The sequence below is a fragment of the Lentzea kentuckyensis genome (assembly GCF_002150765.1).
Classification (GTDB): Bacteria; Actinomycetota; Actinomycetes; order Mycobacteriales; family Pseudonocardiaceae; genus Lentzea; species Lentzea kentuckyensis.
Genome location: NZ_MUYM01000009.1, coordinates 60,536 through 84,192 on the forward strand (window position 1 = coordinate 60,536; position 23,657 = coordinate 84,192).

Below are 23,657 nucleotides of genomic sequence, written 5' to 3' on the forward strand. Positions count from 1 at the left end.
CACATCACCTATCCAGCTTCTCTAGCTTCGCTCGTCGGACGACGAAGGGCCGGAGCCGTCCAGCCCGAGGTTCTCGGGCGCGTGGAGCCTGACCATCGTTCGCTGCACTCCCGCGGGCAGGTGCCGCTGGGTGAGCAGCGAGACGACGTACATGACCCCGAAGCCGAGCGGCACCGTCCACGCGGCGGGGCGGGAGAGCAGCACCTCGTACGAGGCGTCGCCGGTGTCGGTGAACATCGTGACGAGACCGGCGGTCAGCGCGGGCACGCCACCGGCGAGCATGCCGGCGATGGCGCCGACCTTCGTGATGCGCGCCGACCAGATGCCGAGCATCAGCAAGGGGCACAAGGAGGACGCGGCCACCGCGAACGCCAGGCCGACCATGTCCGCGACCGGCATGCCCGTCGAGACGAACGTCATCGCGAGCGGCACGATGCCCGCGAGCACCGTGGAGATCCGGAACCCGCGCACGCCGCCGAGCCGCAGCACGTCCTGCGACAGCACACCCGCGAGGGACACGACGAGCCCCGAGGACGTCGAAAGGAACGCCGCGAAGGCGCCACCCGCCACCAGAGCGCCGAGCAACTGGCCGCCGATGCCGTCGATCATCCTGGTCGGCAACACCAGCACCACGGCGTCCGTCTGCCCGGTCATCAACAACTCGGGCGTGTAGAGGCGGCCCAGAGCGCCGTACAACGGTGGCATCCAGTAGAAGACCGACAACAGGCCGAGCACGATCAACGTCGTGCGGCGCGCGGCGGTGCCGTTGGGGTTGGTGTAGAAACGCACGATCACGTGCGGCAGGCCCATGGTGCCCAGGAACGTCGCGATGATCAGCGAGTACACCCCGTACAACGGGAACTCCTGGCCGCCGGACTCCGGCAGCGCCCACGACGCGTTGGTGTTGTGCGCCATTGTGGACACATGGGGAACGGCACCGCCCTTGGGGAAGACGAACGCCGAGCCCTGCCCGATGCGGTGGGAGCCGGCGGTCAGGCCGTGGCCGACGGTGTTGACGTACTTGCCGTCGATTTCGCCGATGCCCTTGATGTACAGCGGTTTCTCGGCGTGGATCATCGTCTCGCGGTGGAACGTGACCTCGGTGTCCTGCCGGAACTCCGGATACTCCGGCTTGGTCAGCGAGTCCGCGCCGTGCGCCTGCCACACGGCGATCAGGAACACGATCGGCACGGTGATCGCGGTCAGCTTGAACCAGTACTGGAACGCCTGCACGAACGTGATCGACCGCATGCCGCCGGACATCACGTTCGCGGTCACGACCACCGTCACGATCAGCGCGCCCACCCAGTCCGGCGCGCCCGTCACGGTGTTCAGCGTCAGACCGGCGCCTTCCAGCTGTGGCAACAGGTACAGCCAGCCGATCGCCAGCGCGAGGATCGACGCGACCGCGCGCACGCCGAGGGAACGGAAGCGGGCCTCGGCGAAGTCCGGCAGCGTGTAGGCGCCCGACCGCCGCAACGGCGCCGCGACCATCGTCAGCAGCACCAGATATCCGGCCGTGTACCCGACCGGGAACCACAGCATGTCCGGCCCGTAGGCGAAGATCAGCCCGGCGATGCCGACGAACGACGCCGCCGAGAGGTACTCGCCGCCGATCGCGGAAGCGTTCCACCACGGGGAAACCGTGCGCGAGGCGACGTAGAAGTCGGACGTGGTGCGGGAAACGCGCAGTCCGTAGGTACCGATCAGGATTGTGCCCAGTGCGACGACCAGCACCGCCACGATGGCGTAACCACTCGTCATGGACGTTCGACCAGCTCCGCGAACTCCCGTTCACTGCGCTCGGCCTGCCGCACGTAGAACCAGCCAGCCAGCAGCAGCATCGGGAACGTCACCACGCACAGCAGGAACCACGGCATCCCGAGCCCGAGGACCCGGATTTTCCCGAGATCCGGCTCGACCGAGAACAACAGCGGCAACACACCGAGAGCACCGCACGTCACGAGACAGACCGACAGGCCCAACCGCCGTTGCGCCCGGATCAGCGTGCGCATGTACACGGCGCCGAGCTCGCTCTGTTCGTTGATCTCGCGTGTGCCCGGGTACGGACGGCGCGCACGGGGTGCCCTGGTGCGCGGGCTGGTCACCACCACACGCTGGGTCGGCTTGGGCGCCGGTCCCTTCGGGGGTGGTGGCGTCGTCACGACCCCAGTCCGTTCCTCGGTTGTGCGACACCGGCGGGCGTGGCCTGACCGGTCACGGGGGTGGGCCGGGCGCGTCGCACCAGCAGTTGCCGCAGGTGCCTCGCGTGCCGGCGGCTGACCGGCAGCACCGCGCCGCCGATCGTGACGCTCAGGTGCCCGTCCTCCAGCCGCAGCTCGTCGATGTGGCCGAGCGACACCAGGTGGCTGCGGTGGATGCGGACGAATCCCGCGCTGCGCCAGCGTTCTTCGAGACCGTTCAACGCGGCGCGCACCAGGCCGCTGCCGGTCGCGGTGTGCAGGCGGGCGTAGTCGCCGTGCGCCTCCACGTACCGGATGTCGGCGAGCCGGATGAACCGCGTGACGCCACCGAGTTCGACGGGGATGACCTCGTCACCCATCTCCGGCGGCGTGGTGTTCGCGAGCTGCGCGGGGGTGGGAGTCGTGGGCTCGCCGCCCGCCTTGGAGTCCCAGACCTCGTGCACGATGCGGTGCACGGACTCGGCGAGCCGTTCCTGGCGCACCGGCTTGAGCAGGTAGTCCACCGCCTTGAGCTCGAACGCCTCCACCGCGGGCTGCTGGTGCGCCGTCACGAACACCACGGGCGGCGGCTGCGCGAACCGCGACAGCACGCGGGCGAGGTCGAGACCGTCGAGCCCAGGCATGCGGATGTCGAGGAACACCGCGTCCAACGGCTGCCCGGCGTCCATCGCGCGGTGCAGCACCCGGAGCGCCTTCGTGGCGTCGGTGACCGCTTCCACGTGAGCGATGCGCGGATCGCAGCGCAACAGGTACACGAGGTCTTCCAGCGCGGGCGCCTCGTCGTCGACGGCGAGCACCCGGAGGGAGCGCTCGAGGCTGCCACGTCGATCCGGCCCCTCGCAGATGGGGCAGGGCAGACCTGAGGTCATTCGAGATCGAGTCCAAACTGTGTACGGCCGATCCTCACGTGGCCGCGATTAGACCACGCTCGGTCAGCGCGTGCCTGGTGAGCCGGGGGCGTCGGATACGCGATCATGCCCCCTCACGGAGGGTGACCCGTCGCGGGGGCCAGGTTGCCCAGCGTGTGCATGGACGGTTCCCCCTCCCACCCCGGAAAGCCCGATCGGCGCATCATCCGTCAGGGGAGGACGTGCGGAAACCCTCCGAACGGGTGTGTCTCGGATGGCAGACGGAAACCGCTGTCACGCGTGCGTTGCCTGGTCGGGCACTACGGCTGACGGACGGCCCTCGGCTTCACGGCCAACGCGTCACCGAGCGTGATCTCCAGCTCGATGAAGGACTCCTCCGCGCGCCGGGCGGCGACGCTCACCGACGCGGCCGCGGCGGGGCCGATGAGCCTGCGGGTGGGCGCGCGCAGCGCCTGGATCGCCTCGGACCACTGGTTCGACAGCTTGGCGAGGCCGCTCAGGGTGTCGACGAGGTCTTCGGTGTTGTCCGGCGGTGAGGCGATGATCTCCGCCAGCCGGTCGCGCAGGGCGTCCAGTGCCGGGTCCACTTCAATCCTCCCGTCGTGCCGCGCCAAGGGGAGAGGACGAGTGCGAACATTTCCCCACTGGGCAACACCATATCTCGACCGCGGTGGTCCAGTGCAATGATGTTGCCGCACCCAGACTACCGGGTCAATCGCGCGCCCATTACGTCTCAGCAGGCGGTTGTCTCAATTGGCGCGCTCTTATGCGAGCCCGGCTGAAATGGTGCCGTTTCGACGTTTAGTCGGCGTTACTCGACATGGTGTCGGTTCTACGTGCCTGGTAGGCCAGGTGGCGCCTGAGGTGTTGGGCCGAATCGGTGTGTCCTGGGTCGCAGTGACGCACATTGAGTTGCCCGGTCGGGCAACTTCTCCGCGGAGACATTAACTCTTTTGTCACAACGTTCAGTCGTTCGGGTTCATACAGGATTATCGAAGAGTTCTCCGCGCGCCCTCTGCGTGGATGGCGGAACAGCCGCACGCCGCGAAGTTCAACCCCTCGTGGACCCGTCGTCGCACGTGCTCGTCGACCAGGACACGGACTGGGGCCTTCTGCGGGTACCGTAACGGGACCTTCGAGGCCGAACGAGCGCTGCAGGGGGTCCGGCATGACCTCAGAGTGGGCGGGTGACGCCGCCAAGGTGGTGCAGGTGGGCCACGTGCACGGCGACCTGAACGTCTACTCCCGCACCCGCCGGCCCGCCCCGGCGGAGATCGCCTCGCTGATGCGGGCCCACGTCCTGATGGCGGAACAACTCCCGTACCGCCTGCGCGGCGCCAGAACGCCGTCGCTCTCCACCGTCCACGTGCGCCAGGACCTGGGCAGCGGCGGCGACGAACTCACCTCCGACGAAGCCCGCCCGCGTCCGATGGTGGACGGCCACGGCCAGCTCGTCGACGTCTCCACCACCCCGCGTGTCCGTACCTCCGTGCGCCCGCCGTCGCGCACCGTGCGCGAGGCACTGGAAACCGACGACCACCTCGTCATCACCGGCGGCCCAGGCCAAGGCAAGTCCACCCTCGCCCTGCGCCTGGCCGCCGACCTCGCACTGAGCTGGTCCGGCCAGGGAACCGCGCCAGTGACCGAACGCGTCGTGCCGCTGCGCCTCCCCGCCCGCGAACTGGCCGCGCGCCTCGACGTCCCGTTCGCCGAAGCCCTGGCCGCAAGCGCACGAGCCGAGTACAACGTGCGGCTGAAGTGCGCGATCGACCCCGCCCACTTCGAAGACCGCGTCTCCGGCTGCCGCTGGCTGCTGCTGGTCGACGGCCTCGACGAGGTCACCTCACCCGCCGACCGCGAAGACCTCGTGCACGCCCTGGCCGGCTGGGCCGCCTCGGGCGAGGTCTACCGCGTCGTGCTGACCACCCGCCCGATCGAAGGCGGCGCACTGGCACCCCTGCAACGCATCGGCGCCGTCCGCTACGAACTGCAGCCGTTCGACGAGGACGCCCTCCGCACGTTCGCCTTCAGCTGGTTCGAAGACTCCGCCGACACCGCCACGAACTTCCTGCGCCAGATCCGCAAGGCCTACCTCGACGAACTGGTCCGCGTGCCACTCCTGGCCACCATCGCCGCGATCATCTTCGAACAGCGCCGCGAACACCCGTTGCCCGACAACCAATACGAGCTCTACGAGGCCTACCTCCGCTACCTGCGCACCGGTCACCCGCACCGCCCCAGCCCGCTGGACCCCCACCGCGACGCCCTGCTGGAACACCTCGGCCTGGTCCGAGTAGACGCCGACACCTCCCTGCTGGGCGCCGCCCGCACCTGGGCCGCCTCGCGGGTGTCCGGCGACTGGCAGGACGACCTGGTCCGCTTCCTGACCGCCGTAGGTCCCTTCACCCTGCGCGCCGACGACGTCCAGTTCCTGCACCACAGCTTCGCCGACCACCTCGCCGCCACCGCCCGCGCCCGCCTGCTGCCAGCGCGCTTCTCCGCGGAGGACAACGACTTCGCCCACCTCCTGCACGCCGCCCGCCCCCGCGAACACGGCCGCCACGTCCGCCGCGTCCTGCTGCACTACGGCCGCCTGCACCCACCCCAGGCCGACGCGCTGCTCACCACCCTGAACGCCGGCGACTCCGAACAACACCTCCTGGCCGCGCGGTTGCTGGCGGGCCACCTCCCCGCCAGCCCGCCGGTCGTCTCCACCTTCCTGGCCACGGTGCGCGGCTGGGCCATGACCACCCACTACAACGCCTACGAAATCCTCGCCGGAGCGAGCCGCGCCACCCACCACCCCGGCCTGTCCGACTGGCTGGCGGACCTGATGGACGACGACAGAGCTCCGTGGACCAGCCGCGTAGAAGCGGCGGCCTCCTTGGCCACCAGATTGCGAGACCGCCACGAGCAAGCCGCTTTGGCACGCCTGCACACCGCCGTGAGCGATCTCGATGGTCAGACGGGCCATCGCCTCATCGCGGCCGAAGCGCTGTCGGACTGCGGCGAAAGTGAACGGGCAGCGGCAGAAGAAACCCTGCGCGCGATCCTCGTCGACTCGTTCGCAACGCCACGTGAACACCGTGATGCCGCGTTGGTGATGGCGTCATTGGGAGGCGAAGCCCGTGCGGTTGCCACTTCCGCGCTCTTGGCCGCGCTGAATGATCCCGAAGCCCCGCCGGCAAGACTGGTGGAAGCGGCACACGGATTGATTGAGATCACTGTGGAGCACACGGACCTCTGCGCAGAGAGCCTTGCCAGGGTGCTACGCGTCGGCCCGGTGTGGTATGGGACAGGGACGCTGAAAGCGGCGGCAGAGTCACTGGGGTCACTGGGGTCCAGGCATGTCGAGATGGGGATCAAAGCGCTGACCAGCCGTATCACCAATGTGTGCTTGTCGAGATGGGAGCGAACCGCGACCGCGGGCGTGCTGGCGGACATCGGACCATCCCATCGGGCTCTGGCAGTGAAACACCTGCTGGAACTGTCAGCGGAACCGGCCTTGCCTCAGGACCTCTGGCGGCACGGCGAAATGCTTCGGCAATGTGGATGGGAGTATCGCGAGCACGCGGTGTCAGTGTTGCGCCGCGTGCTCAGTGGTGCGGCTTCCGACGTGAACACCATCCATTGGGCAGCGAGAGAACTGCGCGAGATCGGCCCGGACTACCGAGTGGAGGCAGTCGGCCATCTGATACGCCTCAGCGAGGCGACAGCCCACCGGCACGTGGCGCATTGGGAGCGAGAAAGTGCGCTGGGAGAGCTGGCCGCGACCGACGAGTTGGGCCGGTCGCACGCTGTGCCGGAATTGCGCTCGAGTCTTGCTGACGAACGGATCGATCCGAAACGACGTGACCAGGCTGCCTTCGAACTCATCGAGCTCGGGCCTGAGTACCACGTGGAGGTCGTCGGTCCTCTCCTGCAAGTGGTCGCCCAGCGGTTCAGCCTCGACGCGAAGCTGTCGGCGTGGCGGAATCTGGCCCGACTGGACACCCGGTTCCGCGCGGACGAGGCCGAAGTGTTGACGGAACTGATGGCGACTTCAAGTGAGGACGACCGCACACCCCCAGCAGGGGTGTGGTTCTCAAGAAACGCATTCGATGATGTCCAGACGGCAGCGGGCGTATTGCTCCGCGTGATCGTGGACGACACACGGGATGACCGCTGGCGTGGCTGCGCCGTCCGCAACCTGATCTCGTTCGGTCAGCCGTTCCACCGAGCCGCCGTAAGTGGCCTGATCGATCTGATCCGGTCGGAGGCTGTCCCTCGCAAGTACTTGGGCCAGTGGCTGAGAGAGTTCACCGACGTCGCGGAAGTGTTCCGGATCGAGGTGGCGCAGACGCTAAGTGAGATGGCGCTGTCTGCCGACAACACGCCCGCGATGATGGTGAACCTTGCAGAGGCGGTGCAGACCATGCACCGCCCCTGCGGACCAGAACTGATCGCATCGCTTCGATCGATTCTCGTTGACGACGGCACCGAGCCCGAGTGTCGTATCAGATCCGCCGTTCTGGTCGCTTCCGTGCATCCGGAACTTGCCGACGAGGCAGTGGCCGCGGTGCTCCGGGATCAGCGGGGCCGGTTATGCGAATGTCGGTCGGAGCTGTTCGTGTTGGCACGGCTGGGCGCAGACCCAGTGCCACGTCTGCAGGCTCTCGCCGCCGACGTGAACGTTCGTGCTGGGCATCGACTGCGGGCCATCTCTGCCCTGAGATGGCTGAGCCGACACGAAGGGACGGAGACTCTCGTCAAACTCGCGGATGACGAGTACGTGGCGCACGAGCTACGTGCAGGTGCGTTGGACGAGTTGGCAATACACAGCAATGGCGAGGTACCCGAGCTGATCGAATATCACCAGCGAGTGCGGGACGACCGGACACAGGAGGTCTCCGATCGCTGTTGGTCGGCGTACTGGATGTACAGATATGACCTGACGGCCACGTCCGCCGCGGTGGAGCTGTGGCGCGCGGTTGGGGCAAACCCGGAACTGACGGTTTCCGAGCGGGTGTCGGCGGTCTCCCTTTTGCGCCGCACGACTTATTATGCCACCACTGCCGCCGACTTCCTGGCCGCTGTGATCGCTGAGGATCCCACGTGTGGAGCCGTCGAGCGGAAGATCGCGCTCCGTTGCCGGGAAGGAAAAGGTCGGCTGGCAGGGCAGCGAACGATGCTCTCTGATCGGTCGATCGCGTTGGAGCACCGGATACCGGAGTTGGAAAACTGGAGTTACCAGCCGCTGCCGAGCGAGACGGAAGCCGCGGTCCGCGATGTGCTCTCCGCTCCGGAAAGCACCCACCGCGAACGTGTTGCCGCAGCGGCGGCGTTGGCGCAACTGTCGTCGCGGTTCGTCGGCGAGGCAGCCGAGTTGTTGGCCGGCTTGGGGTGGCCCGGTCAGGAGGAACTGGCCAAGCTAGGTCCCCGCTGGAGCAGTCAGGTGCGAGCCAACGCGCGAGCCACCGCGACCGACAAGACCAAGCCGTGGCGAGAGAGATGGCGGGCTGCCCGGCTCGTGTGGGAGGGCGTCGAGCCGCGCTCGGACGAACAGCGGATGGAGTGGGCCGAAGCACGCGGAGCTATAGGCGTCCTGCGCGCGATGCTGACCCACACACAGCCGGCCATCAGATGGCGCGCCGCGAAACGGTTGCGGGACTACGACTTCGCCGATCGGGTTGCCGGTGCGCGAGTGCTGGAGGAGATCGCCAAGGATCCCGGCGCCAGACCGGCGTTGCGGTGGCGGGCAGGGGAGGAGCTCACCCAGTTCGGGGCCAGGGGCCGGGAGAGCGGCGTCGCGGTGCTGCGGAACATCATGGGCGACGAGGGGCTGCCGGTGATGGCACGCGTCGAGGCCGCGAGTGTGGTCGGCAAGATCAGGCCGGATCTGCGGGCCGAGGTCGTGCGGTTCCTACGTCAGTTGAGTGCGGACGGTCCGTTGCAGCAAATCAAGCTGTGTCAGGCGATTGGGGTGTTTGAGCCTGAGGAAGGCGCACGGGCGTTGTGCGCTATGACGAACGGAGGCGCGCCGCTGACCCGGATCCGGGCCGCGGAGGCGATGTTCGGGTTGCGCCGGGACTATCGGGAGCGGGCGGCCATCACCGCGCGAAACGTTCTGAGGGACATCAAGGCGCCGTGGCACGTGCGGCGGCGGGCGGCGTGTGATCTTGCGCGGTGGAGCGACCTTTGTCTTGAGGAGGCGCGGGCCGCCTTGGTATGACTTGTGCTCGGCCGAGTCTGGGGGGATGCGGTGAAGTACTTCGTGATTCACGACGGTGGTCCGGTTCCGCGCGCGTTGGTGCGCACGGACCACCACGGGGAAGAACAACTTGTCGGCCTGGGGGAGTGGGCCGCGTCCGACCTGCTGGGACGGTCCGGGTGGACGGTGGCCGAGGTTGAGGGCTACGAGTTCTACGGCCACGTGTACGAGGCCATGCGGGTCGCGCGGGCCGGGTTGCCCTGTGTCGCGGTGCTCGGGGTGACCTATCGCGCGGACGAGTTCATCAACGTGGACGCGATCATGCGCCGCAGGAACGGCGTTGAGGAGTGGCTCGACCGGGAGAACGTCTGGCGGGCGGAGCACCGGGATCTCGGCGGACGGTTCTGGCTGCCTGTCAGCGAAGAGGAGCTCGACCGTCTGCAGTGGACGGTCACCAGGCCGGAGTGGTTCGTCGTGCGACGGTGGGATGGGCAGCCGCACGCGTTGGTGCGGAGGATCCCGTCGGCGGAGGAGGCGTTCGGCCGCGACTTGAGGTGGCAGAGGAGCGACCTGCGCGCGCGGGCGGAGAAGCTCGACAACTCGTTCGACGCCCGCGATGTGCGGGCCGCCATCGAGATCGGGGTGCGGGCCGAGCGGTATCACGTGCGGGGCGGGACCCACTACTTCGCGCTGTGGCCGACGGTCGAGTTCGATCCGAAGGACCTGCACTCCGTGATCAGGCGGTCTGCGGCGGGGGAGGAGATCCACGTCGGACATCGCGGCTGGGTGCCGTCGGGGGTGGTCGGCGGGATCGAACGGGGTGGGTTCTCGTTCTACCGTCCACTGCCGGTCAGCGAGGAGGAGGCCGAGGCGGTCATCGCGCGGCAGGTCGCGCCGCGGAGTTTCCTGGTGCTGAACGAGGAGGACGGGCGGGACCTGCCGGTAGCGGTGGTCCGGGTGCACGGGGAGCGCGAGGAGGCGTTCACGCGCGACCTCGTGTGGGGGCCGTCGGAGTTGCTGGCCGAGCTTCCTGACGGTCTGCGTGTCGAGGAACTCCCTCGTGGCGCGAACGGGGTCCACGAGGCGTACTGGCTGGCCGCGAAGCTGCGCGTGCGGCGGCGCGCCATGTGGGAGTGCGAGTACTGGTACTACGCGATCTTCGCGGACGAGGCCAAGGCGATCGACCTCGCGAACGCACACACGCTCGTGCGTACCGATGCGGGCGGCGACTTCAACGAGCAGACGTACCGTGACGGCGAGTGGAAGTACTCACGCGTGCTCGGCGACATCAGAAGGTGCAAGTCCGACGACGAGCACCTGCCGATCAGTCCGGAAGAGGCGAAGAGCCTCATGGAACGCCTGTAGCCGCTCAGAGGCGGCCGACGTCCGTGATGGTCACGACCGCCTCGCCGAGTTCGTCGGACCCGGCCAGGTCGACCTCCGCGTTGAAGCCCCAGTCCTTGTCGCCGGCCGGGTCCTCGAAGATCTGCCGGCACACCCAGCGCTCGCGCTCGACGTTGATGATCAGGAACGCCGGGCCGCGCGCGTTCGGGCCCGCGCCGATGTCCGAGTGCTCCTCGAAGTACGGCTCCAGGGCGTCCATCCACTCCTTGGCCGTCCAGCCCGACTCGTGGTCGAGCTCGCCCAGCGAGTACCAGTCGCGTTTCGCGGCCAGCTCCACGCGGCGGAACAGGGCGTTGCGGACGAGCACGCGGAACGCGCGGACGTTGCGGGTGACCGCGGGCGGCAGGTCGACGCGAACCTCCGGAGCGGCGACGCCGTCCGGGTTGGTGAGCTTCTCCCACTCGTCGATCAGCGACGAGTCGACCTGGCGGACCAGCTCGCCGAGCCACGAGATGAGGTCCTGCAGCTCCTCGGTCTTCGCCTCTTCCGGCACCGTCTGCGACAGCGCCTTGTAGGCGTCGGCCAGATACCGCAGAACGAGCCCCTCGGAGCGTGCGAGGCCGTAGAACGACACGTACTCCGTGAACGTCATCGCGCGTTCGTACATGTCGCGCACGACGCCCTTGGGCGACAACGAGTAGTCGCCGACCCACGGGTGGCCACGGCGGTAGGTCAGGAACGCGGCTTCGAGCAGGTCGCCCAGCGGCTTCGGGTACGTGACCTCGTCCAGCAGCTCCATGCGCTGGTCGTACTCGATGCCGTCGGCCTTCATCGCGCCGATCGCCTCGCCGCGCGCCTTGTGCTCCTGCGCGCCCAGGATCTGCCGCGGATCGTCCAAAGTGGACTCGATCACCGACAGCACGTCCAGCGCGTAGCCGGGTGCCTCGCGGTCCAGCAGCTCGATGGCGGCCAGCGCGAACGGCGACAGCGGCTGGTTCAGCGCGAAGTTGAACTGCAGGTCGACGGTGAGCCGGAAGTCGTCGCCGACGCGTTCCACCACGCCCGCCGCGACCAGCGCCCGGTACATCGCCAGCGCGCGCTTGATGTGCTTGAGCTGCTTCGGCCGGTCCTCGTGGTTGTCCTCCAGCAGGTGCCGCATGGCCGCGAACGCGCCACCGCCGGGGCGGCCGATCACGTTCAGCAGCATCGCGTGCGAGACCTGGAACGACGAGGTCAGCGGCTCCGGTTCGGCGCCGACGAGCCGTTCGAACGTCGACTCGCTCCACGAGACGAACCCGTCCGGGGCCTTCTTGCGCACGACCTTGCGACGCTTCTTCGGGTCGTCGCCGGCCTTCGCCAGGGCCTTGATGTTCTCGACCTCGTGCTCGGGCGCCTGCACGACGACCGTGCCCACCGTGTCGTACCCCGCGCGGCCCGCCCGGCCGGCGATCTGGTGGAACTCACGGGCCTTCAGGATCCGCGTGCGGGTGCCGTCGTACTTCGAGAGAGCGGTGAACACGACCGTGCGGATCGGCACGTTGATGCCGACACCCAACGTGTCCGTGCCGCAGATGACCTTCAGCAGACCGGCCTGCGCGAGCTGCTCCACGAGCCGCCGGTACTTGGGCAGCATGCCCGCGTGGTGCACGCCGATGCCGTGCCGCACCAGCCGCGACAGCGTCTTGCCGAACCCGGAGGAGAACCGGAAGTTGCCGATCGTCGCGGCGATGGCCTCCTTCTCGGGCTTCGTGGCGACGTTCACACTCATCAACGACTGTGCGCGCTCCAACGCCGCCGCCTGCGTGAAGTGCACGACGTAGATCGGTGCCTCACGGCCGTGCAGCAGGTCTTCGATCGTCTCGTGCAACGGCGTGGAGACGTACTGGAAGTTCAACGGCACCGGACGCTGCGCCGAACGGACCACCGCCGTCGGGCGGCCGGTGCGCCTGGCCAGGTCCTTCTCGAAGAACGTGACATCGCCCAGCGTCGCCGACATCAGCAGGAACTGGGCCTGCGGCAGCTCGATCAGCGGCACCTGCCACGCCCAGCCGCGGTCGGGCTCGCTGTAGAAGTGGAACTCGTCCATCACGACCTGGCCGACGTCGGCCTGGGCGCCGTCGCGCAGCGCGATGTTCGCGAGGATCTCCGCGGTGCAGCAGATGATGGGCGCCTGGTCGTTCACCGAGGCGTCGCCGGTCATCATGCCGACGTTCTCCGGCCCGAAGACGTCGCACAGCGCGAAGAACTTCTCCGAGACCAGCGCCTTGATCGGCGCGGTGTAGAAGCTGCGCTGGTTGCCCGCCATCGCGACCAGGTGGGCGCCGATGGCCACCAGGCTCTTGCCCGACCCGGTCGGGGTGCTGAGGATGACGTTCGCGCCGGAGACGAGTTCGATCACGGCCTCCTCCTGCGCCGGGTACAGCGCGAGGCCGCGTTCGGCGGCCCAGTGGGAGAAGGTGTCGAACAGTTCGTCTTCGTCGGCGATCGAGGTGAGCCGGTCGGTGAGTGCAGTCATCGCAGGTGAACTATAGGTGGTACGCGTACTCGGTGAACTCCCAGTCGGTCACGAACCGCTGGAACCGGGCCACCTCCTCCCACTTGAAGTCCACATAGGACCGCACGAAGTCCTTGCCCAGCACCTCGACCATCGCCGTGTCCTCCTCCAGATAGGCGAGTGCGTCCGGCAGCGTGGCGGGCAGGGTCGGGGCCTTCGACGGGTCGTAGCCGTACCCGGCGGACGGCCGCGGTGGCTCGATCCGGTCGCGAATGCCCAGGTAGGTGGCCGCGATGAGGCCGGCGATGCCCAGATAGGGGTTGGCGCTCGCGTCACCGAGCCGCAGTTCGAGGCGGGTGGTCTCGCCGCGTTCGGCCGGCACCCGGAGCATCGCGCTGCGGTTGTCGAGGCCCCAGTCGATCAACCACGGCGCGAGCGAGTCCGGACCGAACCGCTTGTAGGAGTTGACCGTCGGGTTGAGCAGCGCGGCCAGCGCCGGGGCGTGCTTGAGGATGCCGCCGATGGCCCAGCGCGCCTCGTCGGACAGGCCGTGCGAGGTGCCCGCCGCCTGGAAGGCGTTGCGGCCGTCCTTCTCGTGGCAGGACAGGTGCAGGTGGAACCCGCTGCCGCCGCCGTCGTTGAACGGCTTGGCCATGAACGTGGCCAGCCGGCCCTCCCGGCGCGCGAGCTCCTTGACCGAGCTCTTGAACCGGAACGCGCGATCGGCGGCGTCCATGGCGGGCGAATGGACGAGGTTGATTTCGAACTGCCCGCCCGCGTACTCGTGGTTGCCGCCGGTCGTCTGCAGGCCCGCCGAGCTGAGTGTGCGAAGAGTTCTCAACAGATGACCGTCTGAATCGCCCCGTCGGCCGGTGGCGTACACGTTGCCCGGCTCATCGCAGTAGGGCCGCCACCCGTTCGGGCGATCTTCGTCAGGTTCGCAGAGAAAATATTCCAACTCGGGACCGACCACCGGGGACAGGCCGGTCGTGCTGAATATTTCCAGCGCCCGGCGCAGCACCTGCCGCGGCGATTCGTCGACAGGTCTTTCGTCAGCCGGGCTGACGGCGTCGCCGATGCACCAGGCGACGCCCGGCTCCCACGGGATCGGGAGCAGCGTGTCGAGGTCCGGGACCACGATCACGTCGGGCAGCCCGGCGTCGAGCACGCCCCCGTTCTCGGTGGTCTTGCCGCCGGGCGTGGTGCTGTAAACGGCCCGGCAGAACGACAGTCCGCGCTGCGTAACCGCTGGTAGATGCTGCACGAGGACGTCACGGCCCCGGTCCGTGCCCAGCAGGTCGGGGAAGACGACGCGCACGACGTCGATACCGTCCTCGCCGAGTCTCGACGCGAGTTCCCGTGTCACCTGTTCACCGACCACGTCGAACTACCTTTCCGGCACAGTGTGTCGCTGGCGCGGAGGGGATAACGTTGAGAGGCAAACGCTATCGACCCATCCGGGAGCAAAGACCACGATCGGTCTCAGTGGGTGCTCCGCACTCATCGTCCACCACGGGGCAACAGTCCGTAACTGGACGGGTGACGACCGTCACGAGATCATGCACGATGTGGGATCGTGATCAAAGTGGTTGCGGACCGACTCGCGCCACATCACAGACATAGTTCGGAACCGCAAGTATTGTGCCGGGAACACCTGAGCTCGAGCACGGGAGACTTTGAGTTGTCTGGTCACCACACGATTGCCGAGACCGAGAAAGCCGTACAGGCCAAACTCGGTGCGGTGCCGCTGCATCGCGAGCAGATGGCGGCGGTGTCGAACATCCACCGCGCCGCTACCGCGATCCGCCAGCACCTCGAGAACTCGGTGCTGCGCACCAGCGATCTGACCTGGACCGGCTTCGTCGTGCTCTGGGTCGTGTGGATCTGGGGCGAGATGGAGACGCGCTACGTGGCCGAGGAGGCCGGGATCTCCAAGGGAACCCTGACGGGCGTCGCCAAGACGCTGCAGTCACGGGGCCTGCTGGAGCGTCTCGGGCACCCGACCGACGGGCGCCTCGCGGTTCTGCGGCTCACCCCTGAGGGTGAAGAACTGATGGCGGACCTCTTCCCCAAGTTCAACGAGGAAGAAGTCTTCGTCTCCGACCCGCTGGAGTCCTCCGAGGCCCAGTCGCTGGCCGAGATGCTGCGCCGCATGGTGACGCACCTCGAGGCCAACGGCGAGCAGCGGCGGCTCGATCTGCGCGGCGACACACCGTTGCCGCCTCGTCGCTCCGGGCGGCGGGCCAAGCACGGCTGATGCGCACGCCTGAAGGGCGACTCACCTGGCCGGGGAATCACCGCCCCGACTTGGTGAGTCGCCCATTTCGGCGTTCCCGCAGCTCGCTGCTTCAAGTGCACGCGGGGAGCTTCCGTTCACTCTGAGAGTACGAAAGGCCCCCGCGTGCGGCTCAGAGCAGGGTGAGGACGCGGGCGTGCAGGGTGTCCAGGTAGTCCTCGGACTCCGGCTTCATCAGCACGCTGCGCAGCACCCGCGCTCCGTCCACATCGGCCGCCACCTCGGGGTGCCGCGCCGCGAACGCCGCCTTCGACGCCCGTGCCACGCTCAGGAACACCGGGTCGACCGGCGCGTTCATGCCCGCCTCCATCACCCGGTGCGAGGCGGCGTCCACAGCCGACAGAGTGAGCGGGTTCGTCCGCGGGAAGTACGTGACGATGTCCAGCTCGGGCTCCTGGTAGAGCTCGAGCTCGTCCGACTCCCGGATGATCGACGCCCACCGCACGGCCGCCCGCCGACCGGCCGCCAGCACCTCGCCCAGACCGTCGCGGGTCAGCGGCAGCAGGCGCAACGTCAGCCACAGTCCCGCGGCCGCGGCGCCGGCGCGGGAGCACTCCAGGCTGATTTCGCCCAGGTGCAGTTCGTCGGACGTGAAGTAGGTGTAGGGGGAGTCGTGCAGGTAGAAGTGGCCGACGGACGGGTCGCGGAACAGGACGGCGCCGCAGCCGTACGGCTGTAGGCCGTGCTTGTGGGGGTCCACCACCACGGAGTCACACGAGCCGATGGCCTCCCACGGTTCCGGGGCCAGGTCCGTACCCGCGAGCAACGTGAAGAAGCCGCCGTACGCGGCGTCTACGTGCACGCGTGCGTCGTACCGCCGTGCGACGTCCAGCACGAGATGCACCGGTTCGATGGCGCCCAAGGCGGTGGTACCCGGGGTCACCACGACCGTGCCGACCTTGCCGGTCTTCAACAGCTCTTCGAGGGCGTCCAGATCCATGCGGCCACGGCCGTCCACGGGCACCGGGTGGCCCTCGATGCCGAGCACGCCGCACATGCGTGCGTGCGTGTAGTGCGCCTCGGAGGAGTACGCGACACCGCGAGAGGGATGCAACGATCGGGCGACGAACAACGCCTCCAGGTTGGCGATCGTGCCGCTGGAGGTCAGGTGGCCGAGGTGCTCGTCGCCGTAGCCGAACATGTGCGCCAGCCCGGAGACGACCTCGCGTTCCATCGCCGCGGTCGCGGGGCCGCCGTCCAGGGCGTGGTTGTTCGGGTTGATCAGCATCGCGGACAGGTAGCCCACGACGGCCGCCGGATGCGGCGGCTTGAGCATCTGGCCCGCATAGCGCGGGTGGAAGAACGGGTAGTTGTCGCGCAGCCGGTCCTGCAGCTCGGCCAGCGCCGAGCCGAAGACCGCCGGGTCGACCTGCAGGGACGAGTGGGACGTGTAGGAGCCGTAGTCGGCGGTCCACTTCTCGTGGTTGGCCAGCGCCTCGTTGAGCCAGTGCTGAAGATCCACCGTGCACACCCCACTCGTCCGTGCAAACCCGAATGTTCGAATTTGTACGTTACGGCAGACCCCAGCGCGGCGACGAGCCGTTGGCGTTCACATCGCGTGCCGAGACGTCCGGACGTGTGCCGCGGCGGGACACGATGGCCGTCTGACCTCGGCGAAGCGGGATCTCGACGGCCGAGCCGCGCGTCTTGTAGTCCAACCGGCGGCCCCAGCTGTCCCGTACGTCGATCTCGCCGGTGATGCCGTGGTCCAGCACCAGCGGCGAACCGGCCTCTGAGTGCACCTGAACCCAGTCGGTGCGTCCGCCGGAACGCGAAGCGTCCACGAGGAACGCGCCTTGCGTGCGCAACGACGAGATAGACGCATCAGCCCAAGTGGACGAAACCGATGGGAAGACGCGCACGACGTCGTTGTGTGACTGGACCATCATCTCCAGCACCGCCTGACCGGACATCAGTGGCGACTCGATCGCGAGGTTGCCGCCCTCGCGGTAGAAGGTGTTCTCGGTCAGCACCGCGTTCGTGCCGACCTGCTTGCGGTCCAGGAAGTAGCGCAGGAACGACAGCGCTTCCTCCGGCCGGCCCATCGCCGACGCCATCGCGGACGCCGCACCGTAGCTGTAGCCGGCCCACAACTGCTGCCGCGACGTCCAGTGGTCGAACGTGCGGTTGATCAGGTCGCGGTGCTCCGGCATGTCGTACGTCAGTTCGCGCAACGGGTAGAACCACAGCATGTGTGAGAAGTGGCGGTGCGAGTCGTTGAGCGACACGTCCTTGCCGATCAGCACGCCGTTGGGCCCCTGTGCGTACGGCACGAGCCTGGTGAGGATGTCGCGCCAACGCGCGTTCTCCTCAATGGACAGCAACGTGCGCACGCCCCAGCGGATCAGTGACAGGTCGTACGTCGTGTCCGTGGCGTTCGCGTACTCCGGCGAACGCGTCTCGGGCAGGTGCAGCTTGCCGTCGGCGCCCTCGACGAGGAACCGCGCGTAGTAGTTCACCGCCTTGGTGAGGATCGGGAACAGGACGTCGGAGAGGATCTTCTTGTCCATCGTGTGCCGGTAGCCCAGCCACACGTTGTGGCAGGCCCACAGAAGATTGCCCGTATGGTCGTTCGGCGCCACGCCGGGCACACCGCAGTAGCGCGGCCCTGAGCGCAACGTGCGGTCGCCGGGGTGGCAGATCGCGTACGACTCGCCGTCGCGGTAAGCCGGGTTCACGTTCAGTTCGAGGTGGTGCTCGAACCGCTTCAACGTCGTGGTCACCGCGTCCAGCTCGTGGTGGTTCGAGCCGTTGATCAGCGGATAGGAGATCTGGACGTTGAGGTTCCACCACACGGCCGTCCAGCTGTTGCCCTGCTCCGGGAACCACGGACCCCACTCCGAGATGACGGGTGCGTCCGCACGAGTGGCGGCGGCCATCTTGTAGAGCTGCAACCAGTAGAAACGCTGCACGAGCTTGTCTGGCACGGACACCAGTGACTTCGTGAAATAGGCGTTCCACCAGCGACGGTGCTGCAGCGTCAGCACCTCGAACGGGATCGACAACGCCTGACGCACCTCACGGATCGCGTCTGACGTGTGCGTGTCCGCGGGGTGTGTGTACGCCACGTGGGCCGCGAAACGGCCGTCGCGGGTCTGCCAGGCCGTTGTGTACCCACCGCCCGCGTGCAGCGGCTGTGCGGCGTAGGAGACGCCGTTGGCCGCTCCCAGCGTCGCGTCGGGGTTGGTCGTGTACTCCGGCGGCTTGCGGATCGTGCGGGTCGTCGCCGCCTGCAGCGGCTGGAAACCCCAGGTCACCTCGCCTTTGACGGTCGCGAGGAACGTGCTGCGCGTGTTGTGCACGAGCATCGTGAACGTGGCGCTGCCCTGAGTGGTGGTCACCGAGCCCGTGAGCTCGGCGTTCCACAGGTCGAGCGTCCAGTCGACCGCGGTGATCGCGCCGGCGAACTGGAGCGTCAGGTACCCGATCGGCAGCCTGGACAGGCCGATCGCGGCCTCCCAGTGTTCGCGCTGGTCCTGCACCTCGGAGTGGCTGAGCATGAGCTTCAGCTCGTTCGGGGTGCGGCCCGCGTAGACCTGGACGCCGAGCAGGCCGTTGGCGAGGAACGGGCTGTCGCCCCAGTTCTTCGGCAGCTGCTTCCACTCCATGCGAGCGTCGCGGACAACGTCCCGGTGGACATTATGACCCGATGTTTCCGGGAGTGTGGGTGCCGCGACCGCAGCGCCCGCACCGAGCGCGGAAGCACCTACGGCCGCGCCCGTCCCATACAGAAAGGTTCTACGCGACAGCTCTGTCACTGTTCGTCCCTCCAGGCCGTGGCGGCGGCGGAACGGATCTTACGCAGAATTCATCGGATGACTAGGGTGGCTCGAACCTGACGGCCCCATGCTGCGAACTCTGGGGTGTGACTACCAACGCCTTCTTGCCTTCGAATTGTTGTTGCATGCATCTGGCCATAGCCGCCATCCGGCAATTAGCGTGACCACCCATGTCACCTGTTGCCATGCACATGAGCGACGGTCTGCTGAACGCGCCGGTGTCGGTCGCCTTCCTCGTCATCGCGGCGGCGGGCGTCGGCTTCGCGCTGATCAAGGCCAGGGCGGACCTCGACGACCGCACCGCGCCGATGGCGGGCCTGGTGGCCACGTTCATCTTCGCCGTCCAGATGATCAACTTCCCGATCCTGCCCGGCGCCTCCGGCCACCTGCTCGGCGGCGCGCTCGCGGCGATCCTGGTCGGCCCGTACGTCGGCGCGCTGTGCGTGACGATCGTGCTCGTGGTGCAGGCACTGCTGTTCGCGGACGGCGGGCTCACGGCTCTCGGCGCCAACGTCACGAACATGGCCCTGATCGGCACCGCGACCGGGTTCTTCGTCGCCGTCGCCCTGCGCAGGATCGCCGAGCGGGGCAAGGGCGGACTGGCCGCCGTCGCGTTCGTCTCCGCGCTCGTCAACACCGTGGTCGCCTCGACCGGCTTCATCGTCGAGTACGCGATCGGCGGCGTCGGTGGCGTGGAGATCGGCAAGGTCGCGCTGCTGATGTGGGGCCTGCACGTGTTGATCGGCATCGGTGAGGGCCTGATCACCGCGGTCACCGTCACGTCGGTCGCCTCGATCCGGCCCGACCTCGTCTACCTGCTGCGCGGCAGCAAGAAGCCGCTGGAGGTGCGGTCGTGAAGAAGTTCTTCATCGGGTTCGCTGTCGTCTCGCTGCTGATCGCGGGAGTCCTGTCCTACTTCGCCTCCAGCTCACCGGACGGCCTGGACAAGACCGTCGAGGACACCGGCATCGCCGCGCACGCACAGGAACACCCGCTGTCCGGCACCACGTTCGCCGACTACGCGCTCGGCGGTGACGACAGGTTCACCGGCCTCGCGGGCGTGCTCGGCGTGGTCGTGGTCCTGGGTCTGTCGTTCGGCCTGTTCTGGTTGCTGCGCAAGAAGTCTGACGCCTGATGGCGGGCAGCCACGACGTCCTGCACCACGCCGGCGACTCGCCGGTGCACCGGCTCACGCCCCACGTGAAGATCCTCGTGGCGTTCGCGGCGGTGCTGGGTGTCGTGGCGACCCCGCGCACGTGGTTCCCGGTGTTCGGCCTGTACCTGCTGCTGATCGTCGCGGTGTGGACCGTCGCGCGGGTTCCCGTGCTGTGGTTCGTGAAGCGCGCGGTGATCGAGGTGCCGTTCGTGGTACTGGCGTTCCTGCTGCCGATCTTCGGCACGGACCCGCGCACCGACTTCCTCGGCTTCTCGGTGTCCGTCGAGGGCTCACTGGCGGGCTGGAACATCCTGGCCAAGGGCACGTTGGGCGTGCTGGTCAGCCTCACCCTGGCGGCCACGACCGCGCCGGGCGATCTGTTGCGCGGCCTGCAGACGTTGCGCGTCCCGGCGCCGCTGATCATGATCGCGACGTTGATGCTCCGCTACGGCGAAGTCGTTGTGGGAGAAGCGAAACGCATGCGCGTCGCACGCATCTCCCGTGGCGACGACCCCCGTTTCCTCTGGCAGGCGGGCGCCACCGCACGCGCGGTCGGCACACTGTTCATCCGGTCCTACGAACGCGGAGAGAGGGTGCACCTGGCGATGGTGTCGCGCGGCTGGACGGGCAGGCCCTCGGGCTCGGCGACGATCGTCGCGGAGACCCCGGCCGCGCCCGCCCTGGAGGTCTCGAAGCTCGCCTTCGCCTACCCGGACGGCCACCAGGCGCTGTTCGGCATCGACCTGCGCGTCGAGCACGGCGAACGGGTCGCGGTGCTCGGCCCGAACGGCGCCGGCAAGACCACTTTCGCCCTGCACCTCAACGGAGTGCACTCCGGCGGCTCCGGCACCGTCTCGATCGCCGGTCTCGAAGTCTCGAAACGCAACCTGCGCGAGATCCGCCGCCGGGTAGGGCTCGTCTTCCAGGATCCCGACGACCAGCTGTTCTGCCCGACCGTGCGCGAGGACGTCGCGTTCGGCCCGCAGAACTTCGGTCTGTCCGATGTGGACACACGAGTGTTGAAGGCGTTGCGGGCGGTCGGAATGGAGTCGGTGGCCGACCGCTCACCACTGCACCTGTCCGGTGGTCAGCGCCGACGCGTCGCGCTCGCGTCCGTGCTGGCCTGCGACCCGGAAATCCTGGTGCTGGACGAACCCTCCGCGAACCTGGAGCCCGTCGCGCGCCGTGAGTTGGCCGAGCTGCTCTTGTCGTTGGGCCGCACCATGCTGATGGTCACGCACGACCTGCCGTTCGCGTTGCAGATCTGCCCCCGCAGCGTGCTGATCGACGACGGCGTGGTCGTCGCGGACGGCCCGACCCGCGAGATCCTCGCCGACACCGCGCTGCTCGCGCGCCACCGCCTCGAACTGCCCTACGGCTTCCGACTCGACTGAAGCCCGGTCAGCACGATCTCCAGCAGTACCGCGGGATTCCCGCCCTCGTGCAGGCTCTGCAGCATCCCCTTCATCAGCACCACGAGGTCGGTGGCGGTGACGTCGGTCCTGACCGTGCCCGCCTCCTGGGCGCTGTGCAGCAGCTTGCCCAACGCCGCGTGCAGGCCCTTGCGCAGTTCGGGTGACACGGTGATCGCGTCGGACATGTCCCGCTTCACCGCCGCCTCGTCCGCCATCCGCCCGAGGAACGCGAACAACGCCTGTTTCGGGTCCTCCGCTGGCTCGGTGGCCGACGCGATCATCGCCGCCACGCGTGTCTCGGTGACGGCCTGGAACAGCGCCTGCTTCGTCGGGAAGTGCCGGTAGACCGTCCCGGGCCCGACCCCTGCCTTCGCCGCGATCTCGTCCAACGGCACGTCGAAGCCCTGCGCGGCGAACAACTCCCGCGCCGCTTCCAGCACCTTCTCGCGGTTCCGCGCCGCATCGGCCCTCATCGTTGCCAACCGGGGCGTGCGTTCCGTATCGTCATAACCGGGGTCACCGTTCCGATTCTAGAGATGGGGGCAGTACCGATGACACGCACGCCCGAGGAGATCGTCGAGCACGTTCGCAAGATGGTGGCGGGGGAGGCGACGCACGCCCAGTTCGCCGACCTGTTCGCCGAGGACGGGGTGATGGCGTACAAGTTCCCGACGCAGTGGCAGCCGGAGGAGATCAAGGGCCGCGAGGACATCCGCGCGTACTTCAGCAGGGTCCGCGGCGCGGGAGTCCGGGACAGGATCGAGATCCAGAGCGTCCAGGCGGACTGCTGGCGCACCAACGACCCGTCCGTGGCGGTCGCGGAGATCACGCATCGCGGCTGGTCGAAGGTGAAGCAGGACTACTACACGTTCACGGCCGTCGCGATCATCCGGCTGCGCGACGGCGAGATCACGCGCTACGACGACTACATGAACCCGCTGCTGATGGCCGAGCTGTTCGGCATGCCCTACCAGCCGCACGTGGCAGAGTCGCCTGCATGACCTTCGACGTGTCCGCCTGGTGCGTGCGGCACCTGGGGAGCGAACCGGCCGCCGTGCTGTTCGAGCGGGTGTCGATCTCGTCGGTCTTCGGTCTCCGGCTGGCCGACGGACGCGAGGTCTTCGTCAAAGCCCGCGAGGACGACGGCCGCGCTTCCTCGTGCCTCACCGCACAGGCGGTCCTGGCGGAGCGGGGGTTTCCGTGCCCCCGCCCGCTCACGCCGGTCGTCGCCGTCGGTTCGCTGGCCGTGCACGCCGAGGAATCCGTGCCGGGCGGTGCTGTCCTGTCTGGAGACACACCATCCGTCGCCCGGCGGTATGCGGCCGTGTTCGCCCGGCTGATGACTTTGCTGGCCGACGTGTCCGTGCCGCCGCCGTTGCCGAACCCGCGCTGGTCCCGGTGGGACCACACCGATCCCGGGTTGTGGCCGGCGATCGACTTCCTCGACGCGCGCGACCAGAGCGTGGTGCCGTCGTTCGTGGTGGAGATCGCGGAACGGGTGCGCAAACGGTTGCTCGCCACGGATTTGCCGTGCGTGCTGGGGCACGCGGACTTCGAGGCGCAGAACCTGTCCTGGCGGGACGGCGAGGTGTGGGCCGTGCACGACTGGGACAGTCTGGGGTGGCAGCCCGAGGCGGCGCTGGTGGGCGCGGCCTCGGGGGCGTTCGCCAACATCCCGCCGCCGTCGCTGGTGCCGGTCGAGAGCTCGGCCGCGTTCATCGAGACCTACCAGGAGCTGGTCCGGAGGTTTTCGGCGGAGGAACTGGAGATCGCCTGGGCGGGAAGCATGTGGACCGCGCTGCACAACGCGCGTTGGGAAGTTCTGCACGGTGACGCGCCGCTGTCCCTCAACGCTGTCCGGGAGCAGGCGGCCGAGCGCCTCCGCAGGGCGAACTGCTGACCACGGCTAT

General features: G+C 68.1%; 18 protein-coding genes and 1 pseudogene. 9 read left to right on the top strand and 10 right to left on the bottom strand.

The window, feature by feature from the left end:
• Nucleotides 1-21 precede the first annotated feature (21 nt).
• From B0F77_RS05865 to B0F77_RS47730, 5 genes are all read right to left on the bottom strand, one after another.
• Complete coding sequence (locus B0F77_RS05865; RefSeq protein WP_086661736.1) at nt 22-1,764, bottom strand: sodium/solute symporter; 1,743 nt, start codon at nt 1,762-1,764, stop codon at nt 22-24.
• Nucleotides 1,761-2,108, bottom strand: a complete 348-nt coding sequence (locus B0F77_RS05870) for a DUF485 domain-containing protein (protein ID WP_245847849.1) — start codon at nt 2,106-2,108, stop codon at nt 1,761-1,763. The genes B0F77_RS05865 and B0F77_RS05870 overlap by 4 nt, the downstream gene beginning before the upstream one ends.
• 53 nt (nt 2,109-2,161) lie before the next feature.
• On the bottom strand, nt 2,162-3,073 hold the full coding sequence (locus tag B0F77_RS05875) for a LytR/AlgR family response regulator transcription factor (RefSeq protein ID WP_086661738.1): 912 nt from the start codon (nt 3,071-3,073) through the stop codon (nt 2,162-2,164).
• 299 nt (nt 3,074-3,372) lie between these two features.
• The gene (locus tag B0F77_RS05880) at nt 3,373-3,660 is read right to left on the bottom strand and encodes a hypothetical protein (protein WP_086661739.1); all 288 of its coding nucleotides are present in this window, start codon (nt 3,658-3,660) and stop codon (nt 3,373-3,375) included.
• A gap of 652 nt (nt 3,661-4,312) precedes the next feature.
• A complete protein-coding gene (locus B0F77_RS47730; RefSeq protein ID WP_158102612.1) occupies nt 4,313-4,543 on the bottom strand; it encodes a hypothetical protein in 231 nt (76 codons plus the stop codon).
• A 40-nt stretch (nt 4,544-4,583) separates the two neighbouring features.
• Here B0F77_RS47730 and B0F77_RS05885 point away from each other — a divergent pair, with 40 nt between their 5' ends.
• Together B0F77_RS05885 and B0F77_RS05890 are read left to right on the top strand one after the other, a co-directional pair.
• Nucleotides 4,584-9,284, top strand: a complete 4,701-nt coding sequence (locus B0F77_RS05885) for an NACHT domain-containing protein (RefSeq protein ID WP_158102613.1) — start codon at nt 4,584-4,586, stop codon at nt 9,282-9,284.
• Nucleotides 9,285-9,314: 30 nt separating this feature from the next.
• A complete protein-coding gene (locus B0F77_RS05890) occupies nt 9,315-10,628 on the top strand; it encodes a hypothetical protein (RefSeq protein ID WP_086661741.1) in 1,314 nt (437 codons plus the stop codon).
• A 4-nt stretch (nt 10,629-10,632) separates the two neighbouring features.
• On the opposite strand, the gene B0F77_RS05895 is transcribed toward B0F77_RS05890, so the two are convergent.
• Together B0F77_RS05895 and B0F77_RS05900 are read right to left on the bottom strand one after the other, a co-directional pair.
• On the bottom strand, nt 10,633-13,122 hold the full coding sequence (locus B0F77_RS05895; protein WP_086661742.1) for a DEAD/DEAH box helicase: 2,490 nt from the start codon (nt 13,120-13,122) through the stop codon (nt 10,633-10,635).
• A gap of 10 nt (nt 13,123-13,132) precedes the next feature.
• Entirely contained in the window at nt 13,133-14,482 is a 1,350-nt protein-coding gene (locus B0F77_RS05900; RefSeq protein ID WP_086661743.1) for a glutamine synthetase family protein, read from the bottom strand.
• Nucleotides 14,483-14,842: 360 nt separating this feature from the next.
• Between B0F77_RS05900 and B0F77_RS05905 the strand changes: the two genes are divergently transcribed.
• Nucleotides 14,843-15,358, top strand: a complete 516-nt coding sequence (locus B0F77_RS05905) for a MarR family winged helix-turn-helix transcriptional regulator (protein ID WP_236219911.1) — start codon at nt 14,843-14,845, stop codon at nt 15,356-15,358.
• 151 nt (nt 15,359-15,509) lie between these two features.
• Here the strand turns inward: B0F77_RS05905 and B0F77_RS05910 are convergent, their stop codons facing one another.
• Both B0F77_RS05910 and B0F77_RS05915 read right to left on the bottom strand, forming a co-directional pair.
• Nucleotides 15,510-16,859, bottom strand: a complete 1,350-nt coding sequence (locus tag B0F77_RS05910; protein ID WP_086661831.1) for a pyridoxal phosphate-dependent decarboxylase family protein — start codon at nt 16,857-16,859, stop codon at nt 15,510-15,512.
• A gap of 49 nt (nt 16,860-16,908) precedes the next feature.
• Nucleotides 16,909-19,005, bottom strand: coding sequence for a glycosyl hydrolase family 95 catalytic domain-containing protein (locus tag B0F77_RS05915; RefSeq protein WP_245847850.1), 2,097 nt, complete (start codon nt 19,003-19,005; stop codon nt 16,909-16,911).
• Nucleotides 19,006-19,346: 341 nt separating this feature from the next.
• Here B0F77_RS05915 and B0F77_RS05920 point away from each other — a divergent pair, with 341 nt between their 5' ends.
• The 4 genes and pseudogenes from B0F77_RS05920 (at nt 19,347) to B0F77_RS48920 (ending at nt 21,726) form a co-directional block, all read left to right on the top strand.
• On the top strand, nt 19,347-20,033 hold the full coding sequence (locus B0F77_RS05920; RefSeq protein WP_086661745.1) for an energy-coupling factor ABC transporter permease: 687 nt from the start codon (nt 19,347-19,349) through the stop codon (nt 20,031-20,033).
• Complete coding sequence (locus B0F77_RS05925; RefSeq protein WP_086661746.1) at nt 20,030-20,311, top strand: PDGLE domain-containing protein; 282 nt, start codon at nt 20,030-20,032, stop codon at nt 20,309-20,311. Before B0F77_RS05920 ends, B0F77_RS05925 begins: the two co-directional genes overlap by 4 nt.
• A pseudogene (locus B0F77_RS48915) lies at nt 20,311-20,904 on the top strand (energy-coupling factor transporter transmembrane component T family protein); the annotation flags it as partial. The gene B0F77_RS05925 and the pseudogene B0F77_RS48915, both read left to right, overlap by 1 nt.
• 33 nt (nt 20,905-20,937) lie before the next feature.
• The gene (locus B0F77_RS48920) at nt 20,938-21,726 is read left to right on the top strand and encodes an energy-coupling factor ABC transporter ATP-binding protein (protein WP_211293684.1); all 789 of its coding nucleotides are present in this window, start codon (nt 20,938-20,940) and stop codon (nt 21,724-21,726) included.
• Here B0F77_RS48920 and B0F77_RS05935 read toward each other — a convergent pair.
• Nucleotides 21,705-22,220 (bottom strand): TetR/AcrR family transcriptional regulator, encoded by a 516-nt coding sequence (locus B0F77_RS05935; protein WP_086661748.1) that lies wholly within the window; start codon nt 22,218-22,220, stop codon nt 21,705-21,707. The two genes, B0F77_RS48920 and B0F77_RS05935, sit on opposite strands and share 22 nt — an antisense overlap.
• A 78-nt stretch (nt 22,221-22,298) precedes the next feature.
• Between B0F77_RS05935 and B0F77_RS05940 the strand changes: the two genes are divergently transcribed.
• Both B0F77_RS05940 and B0F77_RS05945 read left to right on the top strand, forming a co-directional pair.
• Nucleotides 22,299-22,748 carry a nuclear transport factor 2 family protein gene (locus B0F77_RS05940; RefSeq protein WP_086661749.1) on the top strand — a complete coding sequence of 150 codons (450 nt, stop codon included), beginning with the start codon at nt 22,299-22,301 and terminating at the stop codon, nt 22,746-22,748.
• On the top strand, nt 22,745-23,647 hold the full coding sequence (locus B0F77_RS05945) for a phosphotransferase (RefSeq protein ID WP_086661750.1): 903 nt from the start codon (nt 22,745-22,747) through the stop codon (nt 23,645-23,647). The genes B0F77_RS05940 and B0F77_RS05945 overlap by 4 nt, the downstream gene beginning before the upstream one ends.
• Nucleotides 23,648-23,657: the final 10 nt, after the last annotated feature.

Bases quoted from the DNA above. Each gene is read 5' to 3' on its own strand.
- B0F77_RS05875 (WP_086661738.1), bottom strand. From the start codon at position 3,073: ATGACCTCAGGTCTGCCCTGCCCCATCTGCGAGGGGCCGGATCGACGT.
- B0F77_RS05915 (WP_245847850.1), bottom strand. From the start codon at position 19,005: ATGGAGTGGAAGCAGCTGCCGAAGAACTGGGGCGACAGCCCGTTCCTC.
- B0F77_RS05865 (WP_086661736.1), bottom strand. From the start codon at position 1,764: ATGACGAGTGGTTACGCCATCGTGGCGGTGCTGGTCGTCGCACTGGGC.
- B0F77_RS05935 (WP_086661748.1), bottom strand. From the start codon at position 22,220: ATGAGGGCCGATGCGGCGCGGAACCGCGAGAAGGTGCTGGAAGCGGCG.
- B0F77_RS48920 (WP_211293684.1), top strand. From the start codon at position 20,938: ATGGTGTCGCGCGGCTGGACGGGCAGGCCCTCGGGCTCGGCGACGATC.
- B0F77_RS05920 (WP_086661745.1), top strand. From the start codon at position 19,347: ATGTCACCTGTTGCCATGCACATGAGCGACGGTCTGCTGAACGCGCCG.
- B0F77_RS05895 (WP_086661742.1), bottom strand. From the start codon at position 13,122: ATGACTGCACTCACCGACCGGCTCACCTCGATCGCCGACGAAGACGAA.
- B0F77_RS05945 (WP_086661750.1), top strand. From the start codon at position 22,745: ATGACCTTCGACGTGTCCGCCTGGTGCGTGCGGCACCTGGGGAGCGAA.
- B0F77_RS05940 (WP_086661749.1), top strand. From the start codon at position 22,299: ATGACACGCACGCCCGAGGAGATCGTCGAGCACGTTCGCAAGATGGTG.